General features: G+C 72.0%; 21 protein-coding genes. 5 read left to right on the forward strand and 16 right to left on the reverse strand.

All coding sequences use genetic code 11. The features are described from left to right. Positions 1-86: 86 nt before the first annotated feature. Positions 87-1025 carry a LysR family transcriptional regulator gene (locus C1A17_RS05520; protein ID WP_180953231.1) on the forward strand — a complete coding sequence of 313 codons (939 nt, stop codon included), beginning with the start codon at positions 87-89 and terminating at the stop codon, positions 1023-1025. Here the strand turns inward: C1A17_RS05520 and C1A17_RS05525 are convergent. The 4 genes from C1A17_RS05525 to pheS all read right to left on the reverse strand — a co-directional run bounded on the left by C1A17_RS05525 (position 1018) and on the right by pheS (position 7450). After that, the gene (locus C1A17_RS05525; RefSeq protein ID WP_101651646.1) at positions 1018-3003 is read right to left on the reverse strand and encodes an ABC1 kinase family protein; all 1986 of its coding nucleotides are present in this window, start codon (positions 3001-3003) and stop codon (positions 1018-1020) included. The two genes, C1A17_RS05520 and C1A17_RS05525, sit on opposite strands and share 8 nt — an antisense overlap. A gap of 70 nt (positions 3004-3073) precedes the next feature. Next, on the reverse strand, positions 3074-3898 hold the full coding sequence (locus tag C1A17_RS05530; protein WP_101651650.1) for an SDR family oxidoreductase: 825 nt from the start codon (positions 3896-3898) through the stop codon (positions 3074-3076). Between the two features lies 1 nt (position 3899). Further along, positions 3900-6407: a phenylalanine--tRNA ligase subunit beta gene (gene pheT, locus C1A17_RS05535; protein ID WP_101651652.1), complete on the reverse strand. Its 2508-nt coding sequence runs from the start codon at positions 6405-6407 to the stop codon at positions 3900-3902. Next, positions 6407-7450, reverse strand: a complete 1044-nt coding sequence (gene pheS, locus C1A17_RS05540; RefSeq protein WP_101651653.1) for a phenylalanine--tRNA ligase subunit alpha — start codon at positions 7448-7450, stop codon at positions 6407-6409. Before pheS ends, pheT begins: the two co-directional genes overlap by 1 nt. A 74-nt stretch (positions 7451-7524) precedes the next feature. Here pheS and C1A17_RS05545 point away from each other — a divergent pair, with 74 nt between their 5' ends. Next, positions 7525-8955, forward strand: coding sequence for an MFS transporter (locus C1A17_RS05545; protein WP_180953232.1), 1431 nt, complete (start codon positions 7525-7527; stop codon positions 8953-8955). A 30-nt stretch (positions 8956-8985) separates the two neighbouring features. Here the strand turns inward: C1A17_RS05545 and C1A17_RS05550 are convergent, their stop codons facing one another. The 5 genes from C1A17_RS05550 to infC form a co-directional block, all read right to left on the reverse strand. Further along, a complete protein-coding gene (locus C1A17_RS05550) occupies positions 8986-9786 on the reverse strand; it encodes a nuclear transport factor 2 family protein (RefSeq protein WP_101651656.1) in 801 nt (266 codons plus the stop codon). A 168-nt stretch (positions 9787-9954) separates the two neighbouring features. Next, positions 9955-10815, reverse strand: a complete 861-nt coding sequence (locus C1A17_RS05555; protein ID WP_101651658.1) for a TrmH family RNA methyltransferase — start codon at positions 10813-10815, stop codon at positions 9955-9957. A 150-nt stretch (positions 10816-10965) separates the two neighbouring features. Continuing rightward, on the reverse strand, positions 10966-11355 hold the full coding sequence (rplT, locus tag C1A17_RS05560; protein WP_101651660.1) for a 50S ribosomal protein L20: 390 nt from the start codon (positions 11353-11355) through the stop codon (positions 10966-10968). A 74-nt stretch (positions 11356-11429) separates the two neighbouring features. After that, a complete protein-coding gene (gene rpmI / locus C1A17_RS05565; RefSeq protein WP_101651662.1) occupies positions 11430-11627 on the reverse strand; it encodes a 50S ribosomal protein L35 in 198 nt (65 codons plus the stop codon). A 115-nt stretch (positions 11628-11742) separates the two neighbouring features. Then, the gene (infC, locus tag C1A17_RS05570) at positions 11743-12441 is read right to left on the reverse strand and encodes a translation initiation factor IF-3 (protein ID WP_101651664.1); all 699 of its coding nucleotides are present in this window, start codon (positions 12439-12441) and stop codon (positions 11743-11745) included. 259 nt (positions 12442-12700) lie between these two features. Between infC and C1A17_RS05575 the strand changes: the two genes are divergently transcribed. Further along, on the forward strand, positions 12701-13093 hold the full coding sequence (locus C1A17_RS05575) for a DUF1844 domain-containing protein (RefSeq protein ID WP_101651666.1): 393 nt from the start codon (positions 12701-12703) through the stop codon (positions 13091-13093). Between the two features lie 29 nt (positions 13094-13122). Here C1A17_RS05575 and C1A17_RS05580 read toward each other — a convergent pair whose 3' ends face one another. Next, positions 13123-14469 carry a M20 family metallopeptidase gene (locus tag C1A17_RS05580; RefSeq protein WP_101653542.1) on the reverse strand — a complete coding sequence of 449 codons (1347 nt, stop codon included), beginning with the start codon at positions 14467-14469 and terminating at the stop codon, positions 13123-13125. A gap of 77 nt (positions 14470-14546) precedes the next feature. Between C1A17_RS05580 and C1A17_RS05585 the strand changes: the two genes are divergently transcribed. Together C1A17_RS05585 and C1A17_RS05590 are read left to right on the forward strand one after the other, a co-directional pair. Continuing rightward, positions 14547-15005 (forward strand): Fur family transcriptional regulator, encoded by a 459-nt coding sequence (locus C1A17_RS05585; protein ID WP_425427276.1) that lies wholly within the window; start codon positions 14547-14549, stop codon positions 15003-15005. Positions 15006-15014: 9 nt separating this feature from the next. Beyond that, complete coding sequence (locus C1A17_RS05590; protein ID WP_101651670.1) at positions 15015-16538, forward strand: catalase; 1524 nt, start codon at positions 15015-15017, stop codon at positions 16536-16538. A gap of 117 nt (positions 16539-16655) precedes the next feature. Here C1A17_RS05590 and C1A17_RS05595 read toward each other — a convergent pair whose 3' ends face one another. From C1A17_RS05595 to C1A17_RS05620, 6 genes are read right to left on the reverse strand one after another with little or no spacing between them, the layout of a single operon-like run. Beyond that, a complete protein-coding gene (locus C1A17_RS05595) occupies positions 16656-17549 on the reverse strand; it encodes an SseB family protein (RefSeq protein WP_245873505.1) in 894 nt (297 codons plus the stop codon). A gap of 7 nt (positions 17550-17556) precedes the next feature. Then, positions 17557-18300, reverse strand: coding sequence for a bifunctional 1-(5-phosphoribosyl)-5-((5-phosphoribosylamino)methylideneamino)imidazole-4-carboxamide isomerase/phosphoribosylanthranilate isomerase PriA (gene priA, locus C1A17_RS05600; RefSeq protein WP_101653544.1), 744 nt, complete (start codon positions 18298-18300; stop codon positions 17557-17559). 15 nt (positions 18301-18315) lie between these two features. Next, entirely contained in the window at positions 18316-18927 is a 612-nt protein-coding gene (gene hisH / locus C1A17_RS05605) for an imidazole glycerol phosphate synthase subunit HisH (RefSeq protein ID WP_101651672.1), read from the reverse strand. Next, on the reverse strand, positions 18924-19523 hold the full coding sequence (locus C1A17_RS05610; protein WP_101651674.1) for a hypothetical protein: 600 nt from the start codon (positions 19521-19523) through the stop codon (positions 18924-18926). The genes hisH and C1A17_RS05610 overlap by 4 nt, the downstream gene beginning before the upstream one ends. Continuing rightward, complete coding sequence (gene hisB, locus C1A17_RS05615; RefSeq protein WP_101651676.1) at positions 19520-20122, reverse strand: imidazoleglycerol-phosphate dehydratase HisB; 603 nt, start codon at positions 20120-20122, stop codon at positions 19520-19522. Before hisB ends, C1A17_RS05610 begins: the two co-directional genes overlap by 4 nt. Further along, a complete protein-coding gene (locus tag C1A17_RS05620; RefSeq protein ID WP_101651679.1) occupies positions 20119-21321 on the reverse strand; it encodes a histidinol-phosphate transaminase in 1203 nt (400 codons plus the stop codon). Before C1A17_RS05620 ends, hisB begins: the two co-directional genes overlap by 4 nt. Positions 21322-21326: the final 5 nt, after the last annotated feature.

Here is a 21326-nt window from a genome sequence, read left to right on the forward strand (position 1 = left end):
CGCCCGGTCCAGGATGCACCGCCGCGACCATACGCGTCCACCCGACTGTTCCTGATGATCGTTCGGTTCTGACTTATGATCGTTCCATGCAGAATCTCCACCGCCTCCGGGTGTGGCGCGCGGTCGTCGCGAGCGGCTCCGTGCAGCAGGCCGCGCGCAATCTCGGGAACTCCCCCGCGACGGTGAGCCAGCACATCATCGCGCTCCAGCGCGAGGTCGCAGCCCCCCTCTACCGCCGGGACGGCCGCGGCATCGCCGTCACCGAGGCGGGGCACGCGCTCGCCGCCCGCTCCGAGGCCCTCCTCGCCGGGGCGGCCGACCTGCAGACGTTCGTCGACCGGCTCGCGGCGGGGCCGGCGACGCGGCTCACCCTCGGCAGCTTCTCCTCGGCGACGACGGTGTGGCTGCCCGATGTCCTCCGCGCCGCCCAGCTCCGCTTCCCCGGTCTCCACATGGAGATCCTCGCCAACGAGCCCGCACCGCCCGGCGAGCGCGCCTTCGCCGACATCGAGGTGCGCGCGGAGTCCGGTCTCGCAGATCCGGTGCGGATGCGCGGCCACGATCGCGACGAGCTCCTCGACGACGCGTACGTCGTCGTCACCGAGGCCGACCACCCGCTCGCGCAGGCCCCGGAGGTGCGGATGGCCGAGCTCGCCGAGCACGCGCTCGTCGACCTCCATGTGCAGGGCAGTCCGTCCGGCGAGGTCATCGACGAGGCGGCCCGCGCGGCCGGGCTCGACCTCCGCTATGCGGCCGGCGCCGACGACCACCACGGGGTGCTCGCGATGGTCGCGGCGGGAATGGGGGTCACCGTGCTGCCGCTGCTCGCGACGCTCGACCTGCCCGCAGGGCTCGTCGTGCGCCCGCTCCTCGATCCCACACCCGTGCGCCGGATCGTTCTCCACGTCCGCCAGACGATGTCGGCCCTGCCCCACGTCGTATTCCTCCGCCGGGAGATCGGCCGGGTCGCCCGGGCCTACGCGGAGGACCTCGCCGCTCGGGGCCCGCAGGGGACGGCTATCTGAATCTGCGCTCGCGCAGCGCCGGGGCGAGGACGACCGCGGAGAGCACGAATCCGACGAGGAGCACCCACGCGCCGAAGTACGTGAACAGGCGCAGGTCCGGGGCGAGCGGCGGCCCGAAGTCCGCCGTCATCATCATCACGCCGCCGAGGATGAAGGCGGTGGCGATGATGACCTGGATGAACTGGTCGACCGTCGAGCGCACGAGGTTCTTGATGAGGTCGATGTTGAGACCGCTCGTGCCGATGTCGAGCGTGCCGTCCTGGAGGTGCTTGACCACCCGGCTGAGCTCGACCGGCAGGCTGGCGAGCACCGGCAGCGTCGACCCGACGTAGAGGGTGAGGTTCTCCGCCGACTCCGCGAGGTCGCGGGATTCGCGCATGAGCTCGTCCGCGTGCTCGCGGACCATGTCGAGGAGATCGATGGACGGGTCGAGGATCCGCAGGCTGCCCTCGAGGGTGCTGATGGCGCGGAAGGCGTTCGCGACGGCGGACGGCATCTCGAAGCCCTGCGCCATGACGAACTCGAGGAGCTCCCCGAACAGCGCCGAGGAGCCGGCGGGCATGCCGCCCTCGAACTGGAGCATGATCTGGCCGATGTCGCGCTGCATCGACCGCAGGTCGATGCCCACGGGAGTGCCGAAGATGTCCAGCACGGCGTTCATCGCGGCCTCGGAGTTCTGGTGCTCGAAGGCGAGGAGGAGCAGGGTGATGTCGCGCCGGTCGCGGCGATCGATCCGGCCGACGCTGCCGAAGTCGATGAGCCCGGCCCGGCCCGAGGTGTCGATCATGATGTTGCCGGCGTGCAGGTCGGCGTGGAAGATCCCCTTGATGAGCACCTGGCGGGCGACCATGAGGAAGAGGTCGCGGGCGATGTCTGCCCGCGCGATGTCCGACAGGCCCTCGAGCACGGGGCCGGCCTTGGCCAGCGGGACCCCGCGGATCCGTTCGAGGACGATGACCCGCTCACCGCTGAGCTCGGGATAGACCTGCGGGATCCGCACGACCGAGTCCTCGAGGTGAGACGTCGCGTTCCGCAGGGCGATGGTCTGCCGCAGCTCGCCGCGGTAGTCGAGCTCCTCGGCCAGGGTCTCGAGGAAGCCGCGGGCGATCGCGGTGACCCCGATCGAGCGCGCCCAGCCGGCGGTGCGCTCGAGCCGTTCGGCGAGCGTCATGACGATGTCGGAGTCCGCTCGCACCTGCCGGCGCAGCTTGGGGCGCTGGACTTTGACGACGACCTCGGTGCCGTCGAAGGCGACCGCGCGGTAAACCTGGGCGACCGAGGCGGCGGCGAGCGGCACGGTGTCGAACTCGGCGAACACCTCGTGGACGGGGCGCCCCCACGCGGATTCGAGCTCGACGCGGATGTCCTCGAAGGGCACGGCGGGGACGTCGGACTGGAGCTTCGAGAACTCCTCGACGAACTCCGGCGGCACCATGTCGGCGCGGGTGGCGACGAACTGCCCGAGCTTGACGAAGGTCACCCCGGCGGCGGCGAACGCCTCCGCGGTGGTCTTCGCGATCTCGCGGGTGGACACGCGCAGCGTCGGGATCCGCGGACGCATGTACCGTGCGAGCCCGTACCGGAGGAGGATCCGCTGGATCTGGGAAAGCCGGCTCACCCGGCGGTACCAGACCGGGACGCGCGTGGCGGAGCGGAGGAGGTGGGTGAAAGAGCCGCTGGGGAGGACGAGCTCGATCGCGAGGAGGATCGCCATCTGGACGACGATGAGCCAGGCGAACACGAGGAGGAACACCATGACGGCGGGGAAGCTCATCTCGATCCACGGGATGTCCCCGCCCTGCGAGATGCCGAACATCTCGTAGGCCTGGAGGGTGATCGGCCACAGGGACATGCCGATGACGACGGAGACGACGGTGTTGCGGAGCGCCCCGGTGCCCACCGAGATCGTGCGCCGGACGAGCACGCCGACGACGACGGCGTTGAGCAGACCGAGCAGGATCGACCAGAGGATGTTCACAGGACCACCTGTCGTAATCGGGCTGTTCGCGGGCGGGCGGGTCGGTTCGGACCCAGCTTAGCCGTCCGCCTCAGGCGTCGCGGGGGTCGAGGTGGAGTCGGCGGGTGTGCTCCCCCAGCGCGTCCGCGCGGGCGGCGAGCGCGTCCGGGGTGTCGACGCCGGCGCGCACGTACCGGCCCGACCACGCGTCGAGGCCGCCCGCGGCGAGCGCGAGGGCGAGGTCGACGAGCTCCGCCGGGGAGGTCCAGTCGTCGCCGGTCCGCGCCGCGTGAATCGGCATGCCGTGGGTCATGTCCGACTCGATGACGCCGGGCGACATCTCGAAGATCCGCAGGCCTGCGTCCCGCCCGTAGTGGTCGACGGAGTCGGCGATCCGGAACAGCGCGGCCTTCGACGCGGAGTACGCGGCATAGGCCGGGGTGCCGGCGGCGCCGGACCCGGAGTTGAGGTCGATGATCCGCACCGGCTCGCCGGTTGCGCGGGCGACCTCGAGCAGGTGCGGGACGAAGCGGTGGAGGACGAGCAGCGGACCGATGGTGTTCGTCTCGATCACGCGCACGAGGTCGGCCGGATCGGCCTCCCACAGGGGGCCCTCGCTCGACTCGATGACGCCGGCGTTGTTGACGAGCACCCTGAGGCGCCGGCCGCTCTCGGCCTCGAGCGCGGTCACCCGGTCGAGCAGCGCGGCGACGGAGTCGGGGTCGGCGACGTCGAGCGGCGCGCCGGCGACCCGGCCGCCGGTTCCGGCCGCGATCTCCGCGGCCGCGGACTCCGCGCGCGCTCGGTCGGTCGCGGTGAGGAGCACCGGGTGGCCCGCCGCGGCGAAGCCCTCCGCGAGGTGCCGGCCGATGCCGCGGCTGCCGCCGGTGACGAGGACGAGCGGGGTCTCCGTCATCTCAGCTCCTCACCTCCGCGCCCGTGCGCTCGGCCGCGACGGCGGTCGCCGCCTCGCGCAGGGCGGAGGCCTCGTCCGCGGTGAGCGTGCGATCCGCGGCGCGGAAGGTCATCCGGAACGCGATCGACTTCCGCCCCTCGGGCACCTGGTCGCCGGAGTAGACGTCGAACACCTCGAGTGTCTCGAGCTCCGCGCCGGCGCCGGCGCGCAGGGCCGCGGCGACCTCGGCGGCCGGGATCGCGTCGTCGACGACGAGCGCGACGTCCTGCCGGGACACCGGGTACGAGGACAGCACACCGGTCCACGCGCGCTCGTCCTCCTGGCGGAGCAGGGCGTCGAGGTCGATCTCGAAGGCGACGGAGCGGCGCGGCAGCCCGAGGTTCTCGAGGACCTTGGGGTGGAGCTCGCCGGCGTGGCCGAGCACGGATCCGTCGGCGAGGACGAACTCCGCGCACCGTCCCGGATGGAACGGCGCCCGGCGGGCGGCGCGCACCGCGGCGTCGAGTCCGAGGGCGGCGAGGATCCGGCGCACGGTGTCGATGACGTCGGCGGCTTCGACCGGGCGCCCCGCACCCCACGTGCCCGCGAGCTCGGCGCGACCGGCGACGACCCCGGCGTAGTGGTACGGCTGCTGCGGGACGGACTCGCGGATCGCGGCGAGCTCGTCGGCGCTCGGGTGGTACCCGGGGTCGAACCGCAGACCGGTCGCGGATCCGCCGGTCGGCAGGGTGACGAGGCCGGCCTCGAACACCGCGACGTCCTTGAACCCGCGGCCGAGGTTGCGCGACACCGCGTCGACGAGCGTGGCGAGCAGATGGGTGCGCATGAGCGGCTGGTCGTCGGCCATCGGGTTGACGAGCCGCACGCCTCCGCGCCGCTCGTCGTCCTCCGGCAGGAGCAGCTCGTCGCTGCGCTTCTCCGAGGTGAACGGATAGGTGAGCACCTCGGTGTAGCCGAGCCCGGCGAGCAGGTTCGAGATCCGCCGCCGGGCGCGCTGCGCCGCGCTGAGGCCGCGCCCGCCGGGCGCCTGCGGCAGCACCGAGGGGATGCGGTCGTAGCTGCCGGCCCGCGCGATCTCCTCGACGAGGTCGATGGGAGACGTGAGGTCGCCGCGCCACGTCGGCACGGTGACGCGGGCGGTGTCGCCGGAGACCTCGACCGCGGCGCCGATCGCCTCGAGCAGCCCGGCGGTCTCCGCCGCGGAGTACGCGACGCCGACGGTGCGCTCGGCGAGGTCGAGAGGGAGCTCGAGGACCCGGGGTGCGGGCTCCTCGCCGACGACGGTCGTCGCCGGGTCGAGGGTACCGCCGCCGAGCTCGACGAGGAGGTCGGCGACGCGGCGGGCGGCCGCAGGGCCGAGGGCGGGGTCGACGCCGCGCTCGAAGCGGCGGGCGGCCTCGCTCGGGAGCCGGTGGCGCCGCGCGGTGCGCGCGATCGACACCTGATCGAAGTGGGCGGCCTCGATGAGCACGGCCCGGGTCGCGTCGGTGACCTCGAGCTCCGCACCGCCCATGACGCCGGCGAGGCCGATGATCCGGCTCGTCCCGTCGGTCTCGTCGGTGATGAGGAGGTCCTCGGCGTCGAGCTTCCGGGTGACGTCGTCGAGCGTCGTGAGCGTCTCCCCCGCCCGTGCCCGGCGCACGACGATGCGCTGCCCGAGCAGGTCGAGGTCGTAGGCATGGATCGGCTGCCCGAGCTCGAGCATGACGTAGTTCGTCACGTCGACGGCGAGCGAGATCGGGCGCATCCCGGCCTCCAGGAGCCGGCGGCGCATCCAGAACGGGGTGGGCCGCGTGGGGTCGAGATCGCGGACGATGAGCGCGGTGAAGCGCGAGCAGCCCGGCATCCCGTGGATCGGGCCGTCGTCGGCGAGCACGACCTCGAAGCCGTCCGCGGTGGGCGCCGCGGTGGCGATCCGGGCCGGATCCTCGAAGGTCTGGCCCTTGAGCATCGCGTACTCCCGGGCGATGCCGCGCATCGAGAGCTGGTAGCCGCGGTCGGGGGTGACGTTGACGTCGAGGGTCACCCGGTCGAGTCCGAGCAGGGCGATCGCGTCGTCGCCCGGTTCGCCGTCGAGGCCGAGGTCGGTGAGCACGATGATGCCGTCGTGGTCGTCGCCGAGGCCGAGCTCGCGCTGCGAGCAGATCATGCCGTCGGACACGTGGCCGTACGTCTTCCGGGCGGCGATCCGGAAATCGCCGGGCAGCACCGCCCCGGGCAGCGCCGCGACGACGAGGTCGCCGGCAGCGAAGTTGTGGGCGCCGCACACGATTCCGCGGGGCTCGCCCTCACCGGTGTCGACCTGGCACCAGTTGATCGTCTTGCCGTTGGAGTGCTCCTCCTTCGTCAGCTCGAGCACCCGGGCGACGACGAGCGGCCCGGTCACTGCGGGGCCGAAGAAGTCCTCCTCCTCGAGCCCGATGCCGGCGAGGTCCGCGGCGAGGACGTGCGGATCGTCGACGACGGAGGTGTCGACATAGTCGGAGAGCCATTCGAGCGGGACGCGCATCAGGCGTTCACCCCGAACCGTGCGGAGAAGCGGAGGTCGCCCTCGACCATGTCGTGCATGTCGTTGATCCCTTCCTGGAGCATGAGCGTGCGCTCGATGCCCATGCCGAACGCGAATCCCCGGTACTCGTCGGGGTCGATCCCGGCGGCGCGGAGCACATTGGGGTGCACCATGCCGCAACCGCCCCACTCGATCCAGCCCGGTCCCCCGACCTTGTTGGGGAACCAGAAGTCCATCTCCGCGCTCGGCTCGGTGAACGGGAAGAAGCTCGGGCGCAGCCGGGTATGGGACTCGGGGCCGAACATCGCGCGGGCGAACTCGTCGAGCGTGCCCTTGAGGTGGGCCATGGTGAGCCCGCGGTCGATCGCGATGCCCTCGATCTGATGGAAGACCGGGGTGTGGGTCGCGTCGAGCTCATCGGTGCGGAAGACCTTGCCCGGGCACACGACGTAGAGCGGCACCCCGCGCTCGAGGAGCGAGCGCGACTGGACCGGCGAGGTGTGCGTGCGCAGCACGAGCGCGGCGGCCTCCGGGTCGACGAAGAACGTGTCCTGCATCTGCCGCGCGGGGTGGTCGGGACCGAAGTTGAGGGAGTCGAAGTTGAGCCACTCGGCCTCGACCTCGGGGCCTTCGGCGACCTCCCAGCCGTGCGCGACGAAGTGGTCGGCGACGCGCTCCTGGAGGAGCTGGAGCGGGTGGCGGGCGCCGGCGGCGCGGCGCGCCGAGGGCAGGGTGACGTCGATGGTCTCGGCGACGAGGACCTCGGCCTCGCGCTGCTCCTCGAGCTCGGCCAGCCGGGCGTCGTGCGCCTGCTTGATGCGGCCGCGGGACTGGCCGACGAGCTTGCCCGCCTGCGCCTTCTCGGACTTGTCGAGCTTCCCGATCTCCCGGTTCGCCAGCGCGAGCGGGGAGCGATCGCCCATGTGGTCGATCTTGACGGTCTTGAGCGCGTCGAGGGAGTCGGCGGCGGCGAATGCGGCGAGCGCCGCGTCGACGGCTGCGGCGACCGCGGTCTCGTCGCGCGGATCGAGGTGCGCTGTCATCGGCCTTCTTTCTCTCAGGGTGATCGACCGTCCATCAGTCTAACGAAGCACCGGTCATCGTTATGCTCGGGATCATGTCCGCCCTGCCGCACCCGCGCCTCGTCGTCACCGGGCTGTCGCTGGGCACGATGCTCAACCCGCTGAATTCGACGATCATCACCGTCTCCCTCGTCGCGATCGCTGCCGCGTTCGATGCCTCCTTCGTCGAGGTGAGCTGGGTGATCACGGTGTTCTATCTCGTCTCGTGCACCGCCCAGCCGGTGCTCGGCCGGTTCGCCGACCGCTACGGGCCCAAGCGGATCTTCGTCGCCGGGATGGGCGTCGTCCTCGCCGCCGCGATCTGGGGATCGCTCGCCGGCGGGGTCGTCGAGCTCAGCGCGGCGCGCGGACTGCTCGCGCTCGGCACCGCGTGCGCGTACCCCTCGGCGGTCACCCTGCTCGGCCGCTGGATCGAACCCGGACCGGACTCGGTGCGCGCGCTCGGGCGGATCCAGATCGTCAATCTCCTCGGCATGGCGCTCGGGCCCGCGCTCGGCGGCCTCGTGCTCGCCGCCTTCGGCTGGGCGGCCCAGTTCTGGCTCACCATCCCGCTCGCGCTCACCGCCGGGATCATCGTCGCGCTCACCGCGCCCCCGGACTCGGCACCGGGTATCGCGGGGCGGGAGCGGCCGGTTCCCGCCGAGGCCGCTCCCCGGGGACGGGACCGGTCGGTCGGCCGCGGTCTCGCCCGGATCTTCTTCACCGCCGACGTCCCCGGCGTCGTCGGGTTCAGCGTGGCGATGTCGGCGCTCATCCTCGCGCTCCTCGACTCGGTCCCGGGGATGCGCGTGCTCCTCGTCGTCATCGCGCTCGTCACCGGAGCAGCGTTCGCCGTCTGGGAGCTGCGGGCACCCGTGCCGGTCCTCGACCTCCGCGCGCTCGCCGCGAACCCCGCGCTCCTCCTCGTGCTCGTGCAGTTCGCGACGTTCAACGTCGTGTTCTACCTCGTCCTCTTCGCCTTCCCGCCGTTCCTCGAGGTCGTGATCGGGCTCCCGGTGGCGCAGGTCGGCCTGTGCATGGCGGCTCTCGCGGTGGTGTCCGCCGCGGTCGTCGGGCCGGGCATGCCGCTCCTCGGCCGGTGGGGCCTGCGCACCTTCCTCGGGGTCGGAGCGGTGCTCCTGCTCGGGGCGGTCGTCGTGCTGTGGCCGATCGGCACCGCAGCGCCATGGTGGGCGAGCACGCTCGTGCTCGTCGTCCTCGGACTCCCCTACGGCCTCATCCCGCTCGGGCTCAATCAGGCGATGTTCGCAGCCGCCCGCGCCGGTGCGGCCGGGGTCGCCGCGGGGCTGTTCCAGCTCGCCCGGTACTTCGGCGCGGTCGTCGCGACGGTGATCATGGCGCTCATCGTCGGCGATGCGCTCGATCCCGCGGAGTGGTCGACGCTCGTCGCGGCGATGGCCGGGGCCACCCTCGTCGGCGGGGTCCTCGTGCTCGCCACGCGCGCGCCCCGCGCACCGGACGGGTGACGCGGGGCGCGGGGCGGACGGCCTCTCGGATCAGGAGGCGTCCGCGGTCGAGGCGAACGCCCCGTGCGGATGGGCGAGCTCGTCATCGGGCGCGACCGGGCCGATCGCATCCCACAGCTCCACCCAGGCGCCGTCCTCGATCCGCCACAGCTCGCAGAAGAAGTGCCGCTCGCCGGCGATCGAGCCCTCGGAGTAGGTGAGGACGAAGTTCCCGTCGGCGACGGACCGGTGCAGCGTGTCGTAGGTCAGCGCCGAGCCGTCGGCCTTGAGCTGCTCGAGGAAGTCGACCATGTTCTGCACTCCGTCGGCGATGTCGCCGGAGTGCTGGGCGAACCGGTCGTCGGCTCGGGTGAACTCCCCCGCGGCGGCGTAGTCCTGGCCCTGGAGGAAGCGGCTCCACGCCTTCTCGACGAACGCGCGGCTCGCCTCGGAGTCGACGGTCCCGTCGACATCGGTGGGCCCGTCGAGCTGGGTGCGGCCCGAGGCGTTCGGCGGCGTCTGCTCGACGAGCCCGTCCCAGTGCTCGACGATCTTCCCGTCGGCGACCCGGTAGATGTCGAAGCCGACGTAGACGGTGTCGGGGTCGAGACCGGGGTACGCGCCGTGGAGCGCCACGAGGCCCTTCTCCTCGTCGACGAGGACGCGGGCGACGTCATGGCGCAGCCTGTCCCCCGCCCCGGTCACGAGTTCGCGGAGGCCGTCCTTGCCGTTCGCCACGAGCGGCGAGTGCTCGACGTAGTCCGCGGCGAAGTTCCGGTCGAGCGTGGAGAGGTCGTGCTCGGTGAAGAGTTCCCGGTCCGCGGTGAGGACGAGTTCTCGGATGTCGGTCATCTGCTGCTCCTTGTCACTCGGCGGGAACGGGTCGCCCGGCCGCACCTCGGTGTGCGGGCGGCGGGGAGGAGGGACTCGTCCCGCACGTCCAGGCTACGGTGCCCGGCGACGCGGCGATACCCCGGGAACGCGGTTCGGGACGGGTGTTCTCAGACCGGCGGCGGATGCTCAGAGCTGCGCGGTGCGCGCGCTCTCGTAGATGCAGACGGCGGCCGCGGTCCCGAGGTTGAGGCTCTCGGCGCGGCCGTAGATCGGGATCGCGACCGCCCCGTCGCACTCCGCGCGGTCCTTCTCCGGCAGCCCCCAGGCCTCGTTGCCGAACGCCCACATCGTCGGGCGCGCCAGGTCGAGTCCGGTGTCCCGCGGCCGGTGGAGGTCGTGCGCCGGCGGATGGGCGTCGGCGGCGAGGACCTGGAGCCCGCGGGCGCGGCCGAGCTCGGCGACCTCCGACAGGCCGACCCCGGTGACGACGGGCACGTGGAAGAGCGAACCCGCGGTCGACCGCACCGTCTTGGGATTGTAGGCGTCGACGCTCGAGGACGTGAGGACGACGGCATCGGCACCGGCGGCGTCGGCGACCCGGAGAACGGTCCCCGCATTGCCGGGGTCGCGCACCTGCGAGAGCACGACGACGAGCCGGGAGTCGCCGGTGACGACCTCGGTGAGCGGGACGTCGAGGGTCGCGCACACCGCGATGACGCCCTGGGAGGCGACGGTGTCGGAGATCTCGGGGACGAGCTCGGCGGCGATCGTGTGCACGCGGACCCGCGCGCGAGCGGCGAGATCGAGCAGATCGGGATGGCGCTCGCGCGCCTCGTCGGTGACGAAGACCTCGAACACGCGGACCCGTACGCGGCCGGCGCGCTCCGCGGCGGCGACGAGGGCCTCGCGCACGGACTGCGGCCCCTCGGCGAGGAATCGGCCCTCCTTCGCCCTCCAGCTGCGGCGGGTGAGCTTCGCCGCCGCCCGGATGCGGGCGGAGCGCGGGGAGGTGATGCGGTCGTTCGCGGTCTGCGGTTCCGGGCTCATGGACCCCAGCCTAGACCGCCGGGGAGCACCCGGCGCAGTGGGCCGCCGAACGCCGGAATGCACCGCACCTGCGCACGGATCCGTGCGCGGGTGCGGTGCATTCCGGATGCGACCTGCGGCGGCGGCCCGGGGAGGGCCGCTCGGCCGGGATCAGGCTGCGGAGGACTTGGCGGCGTTGACGTCGGCCGGCAGGGCGTCCTTGGCGATCTTGACGAGCGCGGCGAAGGTCGCGGCGTCGTTGACTGCGAGCTCGGCGAGCATGCGGCGGTCGACCTCGACCCCGGCGCCCTTGAGGCCCTGGATGAAGCGGTTGTAGGTCATGCCGTTGGCGCGGGCGCCGGCGTTGATCCGCTGGATCCAGAGGCGGCGGAAGTCACCCTTCCGGGCGCGCCGGTCGCGGTAGCTGTAGACCAGCGAGTGGATGACCTGCTCTTTGGCCTTGCGGTAGAGGCGCGACCGCTGTCCGCGGTAGCCGCTCGCCCGGTCGAGGATGACCCGGCGCTTCTTCTTGGCGTTGAGCGCCCTTTTCACACGTGCCACGTGTACTCCTTAGAAAGAATCGGGGTGCCGCCCAGCGGCGGCGCGGGCCTGCACGGCCCCGGGGAATGAGGTGATCAGCGCTTGCCCAGCAGCTTGAGGGCCTTGGCGGCGTCACCCTTGGTCAGCGTCTGGTCCATCGAGAGCCGACGCTTGCGGCGCGAGGACTTGTGCTCGGCGAGGTGGCGCTTGTTCACGCGCTCGCGCATGACCTTGCCGCTGCCGGAAAGGCGCAGGCGCTTCTTGGCGCCGCTGTGGGTCTTCTGCTTCGGCATGGTGCCGTTCTCCTTCTCGTGCCGACGCGCCGGAGCGATCCGGCGAGGTCGGTCGTCGTTGTGCGTACTCAGTGCGCCTGCGTCCGTCCCGGATGGGGGACGCGGGCGCGGAAAATCACGCCTCGTCGTCGGCGGTCGAGCCGTCCGCCTTGGCCTGCGCGGCCCGCTCGCGCCGGGACTTGACCTCGGCGCTCGCACCCTTGGCATCACGGCTCGCCCGGCGGGACTCCGCCTTGGCGTCGGCCTTGGACCGGAAGGGCGCCACGACCATGACCATGTTGCGGCCGTCCACGCGGGGCGCGGACTCGACGGACCCGAGCTCGGACACGTCCTCGGCCAGCCGGTTGAGCAGCTTGATCCCCATCTCGGGACGGGACTGCTCGCGACCGCGGAACATGATCATGACCTTGACCTTGTCGCCGCCGGAGAGGAACCGGGAGACGTGGCCCTTCTTGGTCTCGTAGTCGTGCTCGTCGATCTTCAGCCGGAACCGGATCTCCTTGAGGGCCATGTTGGCCTGGTTCTTCCGGGCTTCGCGGGCCTTCTGAGCGGATTCGTACTTGAACTTGCCGTAGTCCATGAGCTTGGCGACGGGCGGCTTGGCCTGCGGCGCCACCTCGACGAGGTCGAGGTCGGCTTCGCGGGCGAGGTCGAGTGCCTTGCGCATGGCGACGATTCCGACCTGCTCCCCGTTGGGGCCGACCAGGCGGACTTCCGGTACCCGAATCCGATCATTGATGCGCGGCTCGCTGATGTGCTCGCTCCTTCTTCGACGATGAGGTGAGCCGAAAGAGAAAGGCCCCCTTCGGCACATGCGAAGGGAGCCCGGTACGGAAGACGCGGACGCGCCGCGTCCGCACGATCCCGTTCATCCGCGGTGGACAGCGGGACCGTTTCCGATGACCCGATCGCCTGTGGCGATCCAGGTGGGAGCCAGGCTCCTCTTTGCACCCGACCATCGTACTACGGTGCGGCGGCGACTGCGAATCGACCGGCCGACGCGGCCCGATCCGCGATCCTCCGCCCGGCGGATCGGACACCGGCGGGGGCGAGTCGTATGGGATGCTGGGGGCATGACCGACTCCGCATCGAACCCCACCCCCGATCCGACCGCACCCGCGTCCGCCGAGACCCAGGCCGTCCGCGACATCGCCGAGGTGCCCGCCGTCGAGATCATCTCCTCCGCCGCCGTCCACCTCATGAGCGCCGCCGCGGTCAAGTGCGGCCTCGCCGAGGACACCGACACCGAGCGCGCGGCCGACCTCACCGATCTCGACGAGGCCCGCAAGCTCATCACCGCCCTCGCCGGTCTCATCACCGCCGGCGCCACGGAGATCGGCGACCACCACGCCCGGCCGCTGCGCGACGGGCTCCGCAGCCTCCAGCTCGCCTTCCGCGAGGCCTCCTCGATCCCCGACGCCCCCGGTCAGGGTCCCGGCGAGAAGTACACCGGCCCCGTCCGCTGACACCGATCCGCCTGCGCGGAGCGAACCGCTCAGTCGAAGTAGGCGGGGACGTCGATCGCTCCCCCGCCCGCGGTGAACTCCTGCTCGACGGCCGCGGCGAGGGCATCGTCGCACAGGTAGTCGAGCGCGGTGGCGGCGAGAGCGTAGGCACCGTCGACCGCGGCGTCGTCGGCCGCGGGCGATTCCGCGGCGGCCGCGAACTCGCGGGTGTGCCAGGCGACCTCGGGGCCGGCGATCGCGATGGTCGGATGGATGCCGGGCAGGCGCCAGCTGACGTTGCCGAAATCCGTCGAGGCGGCGAGGGAGTCCGACACGACCCCGGCCGGCATCGGCGAGCGGCCGCGCGCCTGCGAGTGCACCGACCACCGGGCGGCGAGCTCCCGGTTCGCGCGCACCGGCAGGCTCGGAGGATTCGCGTCCCAGGCGACCTCGACGCCGCAGCCGGTCATGAGCGCGGCTCCGCGCGCGATGTCCTCGACCCGGGCCGAGAGCTCCTTGAGCGTCTCCGGATAGGCGGAGCGGACGTAGACGCTCACGCGGCTCGATTCGGTGATGATCGAGGGCCGGTCCCCGCCGGCGGGGATCGAGGCGTGCACGCGATCGACCGGGAGCATCTGCTGCCTCAGCAGGCCGATCCCCTGGTACATGAGCGAGGCGGCGTCGAGCGCATTGCGTCCCATGAAGGGCTGCGCCGAGGCGTGGGCGGCGATGCCGCGGAAGTCGACGTCGAGCGTCCGGCGGCCGAGCCACAGCTGCTCCGCGGCGTCGTCGCCGGAGGGATGGAGCATGAGGGCGGCGTCGACGCCGTCGAACGCGCCGTTGCGGGCCATGATCTCCTTGCCCGTCCGGCCCTCCTCGGCCGGGGTGCCGAGGAGCACGATCCGCCCCGGGAGCGGGCGCGCGGGATCGATGGTGCGCATGACGTCGACGGCCGCGAGGAACGCCCCGACGCCGGCGGCGGCGATGACGTTGTGCCCGCACGCGTGCCCGATCCCGGGCAGCGCGTCGTACTCGGCGAGGACCGCCGCGGTCCGGCCGCTCTCCGCATCCCCCCAGCTCGCCTCGACCGCGGTGTCGAGGCCGTAGGCGCCGACCCGCGCACCGATGCCCGCGCCGTTGAGCACCTCGGCGACGAGCGCGGCGGAGCGGTACTCCTCGAAGGCGAGCTCGGCGCTCGCGTGGATCGCGCGGGACAGCTCGATGATCCGGGGGCGCCGCTCCTCGACGGCCGCGCGCAGACGGCGCAGCACCGCATCGGGGGCGCCGGAGTGCACCGAGTGCGGCGGACCGGCGAGCCGCGCGCGCTCCTCGGTGTCGGCGCGCATCGCCTCGAGATAGCGCGTGCTGGGCTGGGTGGGCTGGGCGGGATCACGCATGCCCACCAGCCTATCGGCCGGGGCCGGGACCGCCCCGTTTCTTGAACGGTTCCAAAAAGGCCACTAGGATGGGGAGCGTGACGACACCGAGCACACCAGAGCTGATCAGGGCCGCCGGCCTGCGGGTGACCGCACCTCGGCGGGCCGTGCTCGACGTGCTCCGCTCCTCCGCCGGGCACCCCGACGTGGAGGAGATCACCGCCGTAGTGCGCCTGCGGATCGGCCGGGTCTCGCATCAGACCGTGTACGACGTGCTCGCCGCGTTCGAGAGCGCCGACCTTGTCCGATGCATCGACCCCACCGGATCCGCAGCGGTGCGCTACGAGTTCCAACGGCACGACAACCACCATCATCTGATCTGCCGGTCCTGCCGGGAGATCGTCGATGTGCCGTGCAGCGGGGACGATGTGCCGTGCATGCACCCTCCCGAGGATCACGGCTTCGCCGTCGAGCTCGCGGAGGTCGTGTACTGGGGACAGTGCGTCCGGTGTCGCGACAGCCACGAGGATCCCGTATCCCCAACGGTCTCCCTTTAAGGAGGAACTATGGCCGAGAACTACACGACGAACGACTTCGGCATCCCGGTCGGCAGCGATGAGCACTCGCTCACCGTCGGCCCGAACGGTCCGATCCTGCTCCAGGACCACTACCTCATCGAGAAGATGGCGCACTTCAACCGCGAGCGCGTCCCCGAGCGCGTCGTCCACGCGAAGGGCGGCGGCGCCTTCGGCACCTTCCGCGTGACGCAGGACGTGTCGAAGTACACCCGCGCCGCGGTCTTCCAGCCCAAGACCGAGACCGAGGTCCTCACCCGGTTCTCGACCGTCGCCGGTGAGCAGGGCTCGCCCGACACCTGGCGCGATCCGCGCGGCTTCGCGGTGAAGATGTACACGACCGAGGGCAACCTCGACATCGTGGGCAACAACACCCCGGTCTTCTTCATCCGCGACACCATCCAGTTCTCGGACTTCATCCACTCGCAGAAGCGCCGCAGCGACTCCGGCCTGCGCGACCACAACATGCAGTGGGACTTCTGGACCCAGGTCCCCGCCTCGGCCCACCAGGTCACGTACCTCATGGGTGACCGCGGCATCCCGCGGTCGTGGCGCGAGCAGAACGGCTACGGCTCGCACACCTTCCAGTGGGTCAACGCCGCCGGTGAGCGCTACTGGGTCAAGTACCACTGGATCTCGAACCAGAAGCAGGAGTTCATCGAGAAGCACGGCCACGAGGGCTTCTCCGCCGACGAGGCCGACGAGATGGCCGGCATCGACGCGGACTTCCACCGTCGCGACCTGTTCGACTCGATCGAGGCGGGCAACTTCCCGTCCTGGACCCTCAAGGTGCAGATCATGCCCTACGAGGAGGCCAAGGACTACCGCATCAACCCCTTCGACGTGACGAAGGTCTGGCCGCACGGCGACTACCCGCTCCACGAGGTCGGCGTGATGGAGCTCAACCGCAACCCGGAGGACTTCCACTCCGAGATCGAGCAGGCGGCGTTCGCCCCGTCGAACCTCGTGCCCGGGACCGGGCTGTCGCCGGACAAGATGCTCATGGGACGCATCTTCTCCTACGCCGACACCCACCGCTACCGGATCGGCCCGAACTACGCGCAGCTCCCGGTCAACCGTCCGAAGAACGCGGTGAAGAACAGCTACTCGGTCGCCGGCCCGATGTCCTACGAGAACTACCCGAAGGACCAGCCGGTCTACGCGCCGAACAGCTACGGCGGACCGCACGCGAACCCCGCGCGCACGACCGAGGGCAACCTCGTGTCCGTCGAGGGCGACGTGCTGCGCTCGGCACCGACCCTGCGCAAGCACGACGGCGACTTCAACCAGGCCGGTGACCTCGTGCGCAACGTGCTCGACGACGCCGCCCGCGACCGGATGGTCGGCAACATCTCCGGGCACCTCCTCAACGGCGTGTCCGAGCCGATCCTCGTCAAGGCGTTCGACTACTGGAAGAACGTCGACGCCGATCTCGGCGCCCGCGTCGAGAACGTCGTGCGCGGCGCCCAGAAGCAGGGTGCCGGCACCGCGGCCACGGAGAACAAGCCGAGCTGATGATGCTCCGCTCCGGCTGAGCACCGTGCGCGGCGCTCGAGCGGGACGACGGGCCCGGACCTCATCGAGGTCCGGGCCCGTTCGCGTCCGTGGGACTCCCGCGCGATCCGGCGCGCCTCAGACCCCTGCGCGGCCCCGGTCGACGGTGATGACCATGGAGTCGACGCGGGAGACGAAGTCCTCGTCGGCGCCGAGGCGGCGGCGGAGATCCGCGAGCTCCTCGGGGGTCGGCGTGCGCTCGACGGTGAGGACGAGGGCGAGCTCGGGACCGGAGACGTGCACCGCCCGGCTCCCTGGGGCGATCCCGATCGCGGCGATCCACCCGAGGCCGTCGACGATCCGGCCGACGGCCTCCGCGACGGCGCCGTCCGCCCAGGCCGGGGTCCACGGCAGGCCCTGGACGAAGGCCCACAGAGCGGTGCGCCGGAGCAGGAACGGGTGCGCGGAGCCGGGATCGACGACGACGAGCTGCGCGCCCTCCTCGATCGCGGCGACGCACAGCCGCTCGGATTCGATCGGCACCGGGCGCGCCGTCGTCCCCCAGGCGGTGAGGGCGGAGATGTCGGAGAAGCACGGCGTGCACTCGCGCCCGTCGTCGGCGGCGAGGCGCACCATCGCCATCTCCGAGGAGTTGTCGTGGACGAGTCCGCGCGCGTCCGTGGTGTGCTCGATCGCGGTGGGCAGGATCGGAGCGTAGACCCGGGCGCCGCGCAGCGCCTCGAGCACGCCGCGATGGGCGGCGGGGTCGAGGGGGGCGGCCGTGACCGCGTCGAGGGCGGCGGTGAGCGCGGGCACCGCGAGTCCGGTGTCGCCGGCGAAGGGGTTCGGCTTAAGATCGCGCCCGGCCCACGGGACGCCGGCGGAGTCGGCCCGGTTCTGCGCGCCGTTGGCCGCCGGCGTGCCACCCGGGCACGCGGGCCCGGCGGTCATGCCCGCGAGGTGCTCGGGCAGCGCCGGCGGTTCGGAGGGTTCCGGGACGCGCGGGGGTCCGGCGGGGACGTCGGCGTGCACAGCGGGCTCAGCGGCCCGCGACGTCGAGCGCCTCGGCGAGGGTGAAGCGGCCGGCGTACAGGGCCTTGCCGACGATCGCGGAGTCGACGCCCTCGGGCACGAGGGTGCGCAGCGCGGCGATGTCGTCGAGGCTCGACACGCCGCCGGAGGCGACGATCGGACGGTCGGTGCGGGTGCACAGGGTGCGGAGCAGCTCGAGGTTCGGCCCCTGCAGGGTGCCGTCCTTCCGCACGTCGGTGACGACGTAGCGCGCGCACCCGGCGGATTCGAGCTGGGCGAGGACCTCGAACAGGTCTCCCCCGTCCTCGGTCCAGCCGCGGGCGGCGAGCGTCGTGCCGCGCACGTCGAGGCCGATCGCGATCCGGTCGCCGTAGTCGCGGATGACCTCCGCGGTCCACGCGGGGTTCTCGAGCGCCGCGGTGCCGATGTTCACGCGCTCCGCACCGGTGTCGAGCGCGCGCTCGAGGCTCTCGGTGTCGCGGATGCCGCCGGAGATCTCCACCTTGATCGAGAGCGCCTTGGTGACCTGCGTGAGGAGGTCGTAGTTCGATCCGCGGCCGAAGGCGGCGTCGAGGTCGACGAGGTGGATCCACTCCGCACCGGCGTCCTCGAACTGCTGCGCGGCCTCGACCGGCGAGCCGTAGTCGGTCTCCGAACCGGCCTCGCCCTGGACCAGGCGGACGGCCTTGCCGTCGGCGACGTCGACGGCCGGGAGCAGGGTGAGCGCGGGTTCCGTCACGAGTTCGGTCATGTTCTCCATCTTCTCTCAGTCGAGGGTCGTCACCCAGTTGGCGAGCAGCCGGGCTCCGGCATCGCCGGACTTCTCCGGGTGGAACTGGGTGGCCCACGTGGTGCCGTCCTCCACGGCGGCGACGAACGGCTCGCCGTGGGTGGTGATCGCGGTGCGGGTGCCGGCCGGCGGGGTGTGCGCGGCGTAGGAGTGGACGAAGTAGAAGCGTTCGTCCTCGATGCCCGCGAACATCGCGCTCCCGGCGGGAGCCTCGACGGTGTCCCAGCCCATGTGCGGGATCACCGGCGCGTGGAGGCGTCGGACATCGCCGGGCCACAGCCCGATGCCGTCGGTGGTGACGCCGTGCTCGGAGCCCCGGGCGAACAGCACCTGGAGCCCGACGCAGATCCCGAGCACCGGACGCGAGGCCGCGTGGCGGGCCCGGATGACATCGACCGCGCCGGTGTCGCGCAGGCCGGCCATGACCGAGGCGAACGCGCCGACGCCGGGGACGACGAGACCGGCGGCGGACTCCGCCGCCCGGAGGTCCGTGGTGAGCTCGACGGTCGCACCGGTGCGCTCGACGGCGCGGACGGCGGAGCGGATGTTCCCCGAGCCGTAGTCGAGGACGACGACGGTCGGGCTCATGCGCGGTTCCCCGCGAGCAGGCCGCGCACCCGCACGGCGGCGACGACGAGGACCACGAGCCCGAGGCCCGCGCCGGCCCAGGCGATCGGCTCGCCCGCGAGCGCGGCGATGACGCCGATGACGAGTGCGGCGAGGGCGAGCAGGGCGACGACGGCCCACAGCAGGGCGATACGGGCGAGCGCCGCCCGGGCCGGTGTCATCGTCGCGGCGCTCGCCTGCAGCTTGGTCATCGAGGACGGGTCGATCCAGCCCTCGATGTCGCGGGGGTCCACGGTCTCGAGCAGGAGCTGCTCGAGCTCGCCGGGGAGGTTCGTCAGGGCGAGGCCGGCGGGCACGTCGGCCTCGCGCTCGCCCCGGCGGTAGTGCGCGGCGTCGATCTGCTCGTCGTTGCGCACGAGGAGCAGCACCTCGTGACGCCCGGCGAGCTTCGAGATCTGGGCGGCCGCGGCATTGCCCTCCGCGATGTCGGTGCCCGAGAGCACGATCGCGGAGAAGTCGCCGATCGGCACGACCTCGCCGGGGATGTCGGAGAGGACACAAGCGGCAGCGAGCTGATCGGCGCGCCCGAAGGGCGTGACGATAACGGTGCGGCTCACAGTGCTCCCTTGGTGCTCGGGATGCCGGTGACGCGCGGGTCGGCCTCGACCGCCTGGCGGAGCGCCCGCGCGAAGGCCTTGAACTGGGCTTCTGCGATGTGGTGCGGGTCGCGGCCGGCGACGAGGGCGAGATGGACGGTGAAACCGGCGTTGATCGCGAGCGATTCGAGCGCGTGGGACACCATGGACCCGGTGAAGTGGCCGCCGATGAGGTGGTACTGCTGTCCCTCCGGCTCACCGGTGTGGACGAAGTAGGGGCGACCGGAGACGTCGACGACGCACTGCGCGAGCGCCTCGTCGAGCGGGACGAGCGCATCGCCGTAGCGACGGATGCCCGCCTTGTCGCCGAGGGCCTCCCGCAGGACCTGCCCGATGACGATCGCGGTGTCCTCGACGGTGTGATGGACGTCGATCTCGATGTCGCCGGAGGCCCGGACCTCGAGGTCGATGAGCGAGTGCTTGGACAGCGCGGTGAGCATGTGGTCGTAGAACGGCACGCCCGTCGAGATGTCCGAGGTGCCGGTGCCGTCGAGGTCGACCCGGACGGTGACGTCGGATTCGCTCGTCGTGCGCTGTGCCGATGCCTGGCGAGTGGTCATGCGGAGTCGTGATCCTTTGCTCGTGCGGGGGTGGTGCTGTCGTCGTGCGCAACGGCGAGGTGTGCGGGCCGGTCGGCCAGGCACCCGCGGACGGCGGCGACGAAGGCGTCGGTCTCCTCCACGGTACCGGCGTTGACGCGCAGGTGCCCGGGGATCCCGATGTCGCGGATCAGGACGCCCCGGTCGAGGAGATCCTGCCACAGCGCGTGCGGCTCGGCGATGCCGCCGAACAGGAGGAAGTTCGAGTCGCTCGGCACCACGGAGAACCCGAGGGCGCGCAGCGCCTCGGACATCCGGTCGCGCTCGGCGACGAGGCGGTCGACGTTGGCGAGGAGCGCCGGCGCATGGGCGAGGGCGGCGCAGGCGGCGGCCTGGGTGAGCGCCGAGAGGTGATAGGGCAGACGCACGAGTCGCAGGGCGTCGACGAGCGCCGGGTGTGCGACGGCGTAGCCGAGCCGGACGCCGGCGAACGCGAAGGCCTTGCTCATCGTCCGGGACACGACGAGGCGGGGGTGGTCCGGGAGCAGCCCGAGCGCGGTGCGGAACCCGGGCCGGGCGAACTCCGCGTAGGCCTCGTCGACGATGACGATCCCGTCCGTCGCCGCGAGCACGGCCTCGACGACCTCGAGGCCGAGGCCGTTGCCGGTGGGGTTGTTCGGAGTGCAGAGGAAGACGACGTCCGGCCGGTGCTCGCGCACCGCGGCGACGGCGGTGTCGATGTCGATGTCGAACCCGGCGACGCGCGGGGCCTCGACCCACGCCGCGCCGGTCGAGGCGGTGATGAGCGGGTGCATGGAGTAGCTCGGGGTGAAGCCGAGCGCGGTGCGGCCGGGACCGCCGAACGCCTGGAGGATGTGGGCGAGGACCTCGTTCGATCCGTTCGCGGCCCAGATCTGTTCCGGGGCGATGTGCTGCCGCGCCTCCGCCGGAGCGGAACCGCGGTCGCTCTGCCGTTCGAGGACGCCGTCGAGGTAGCCGGCGAGCGCGGCGCGCAGCGCGGTGAACTCCCGGTCCGGGTAGCGGTTGAGATCCCGCAGCACGGCCCCGAGCGAGGACTCGATCGCCTCCACGACCTGCGGGGGTACCGGGTGCGAGTTCTCGTTGACGTTGAGCTGGACGGGGACGTCGAGCTGCGGTGCGCCGTACGGCACCGAGCCGCGCAGGTCGTCCCGGATGGGGAGGTCGTCGAGAGTCGTCACCGGAC

Source organism: Brevibacterium ihuae, assembly GCF_900184225.1.
Classification (GTDB): Bacteria; Actinomycetota; Actinomycetes; order Actinomycetales; family Brevibacteriaceae; genus Brevibacterium; species Brevibacterium ihuae.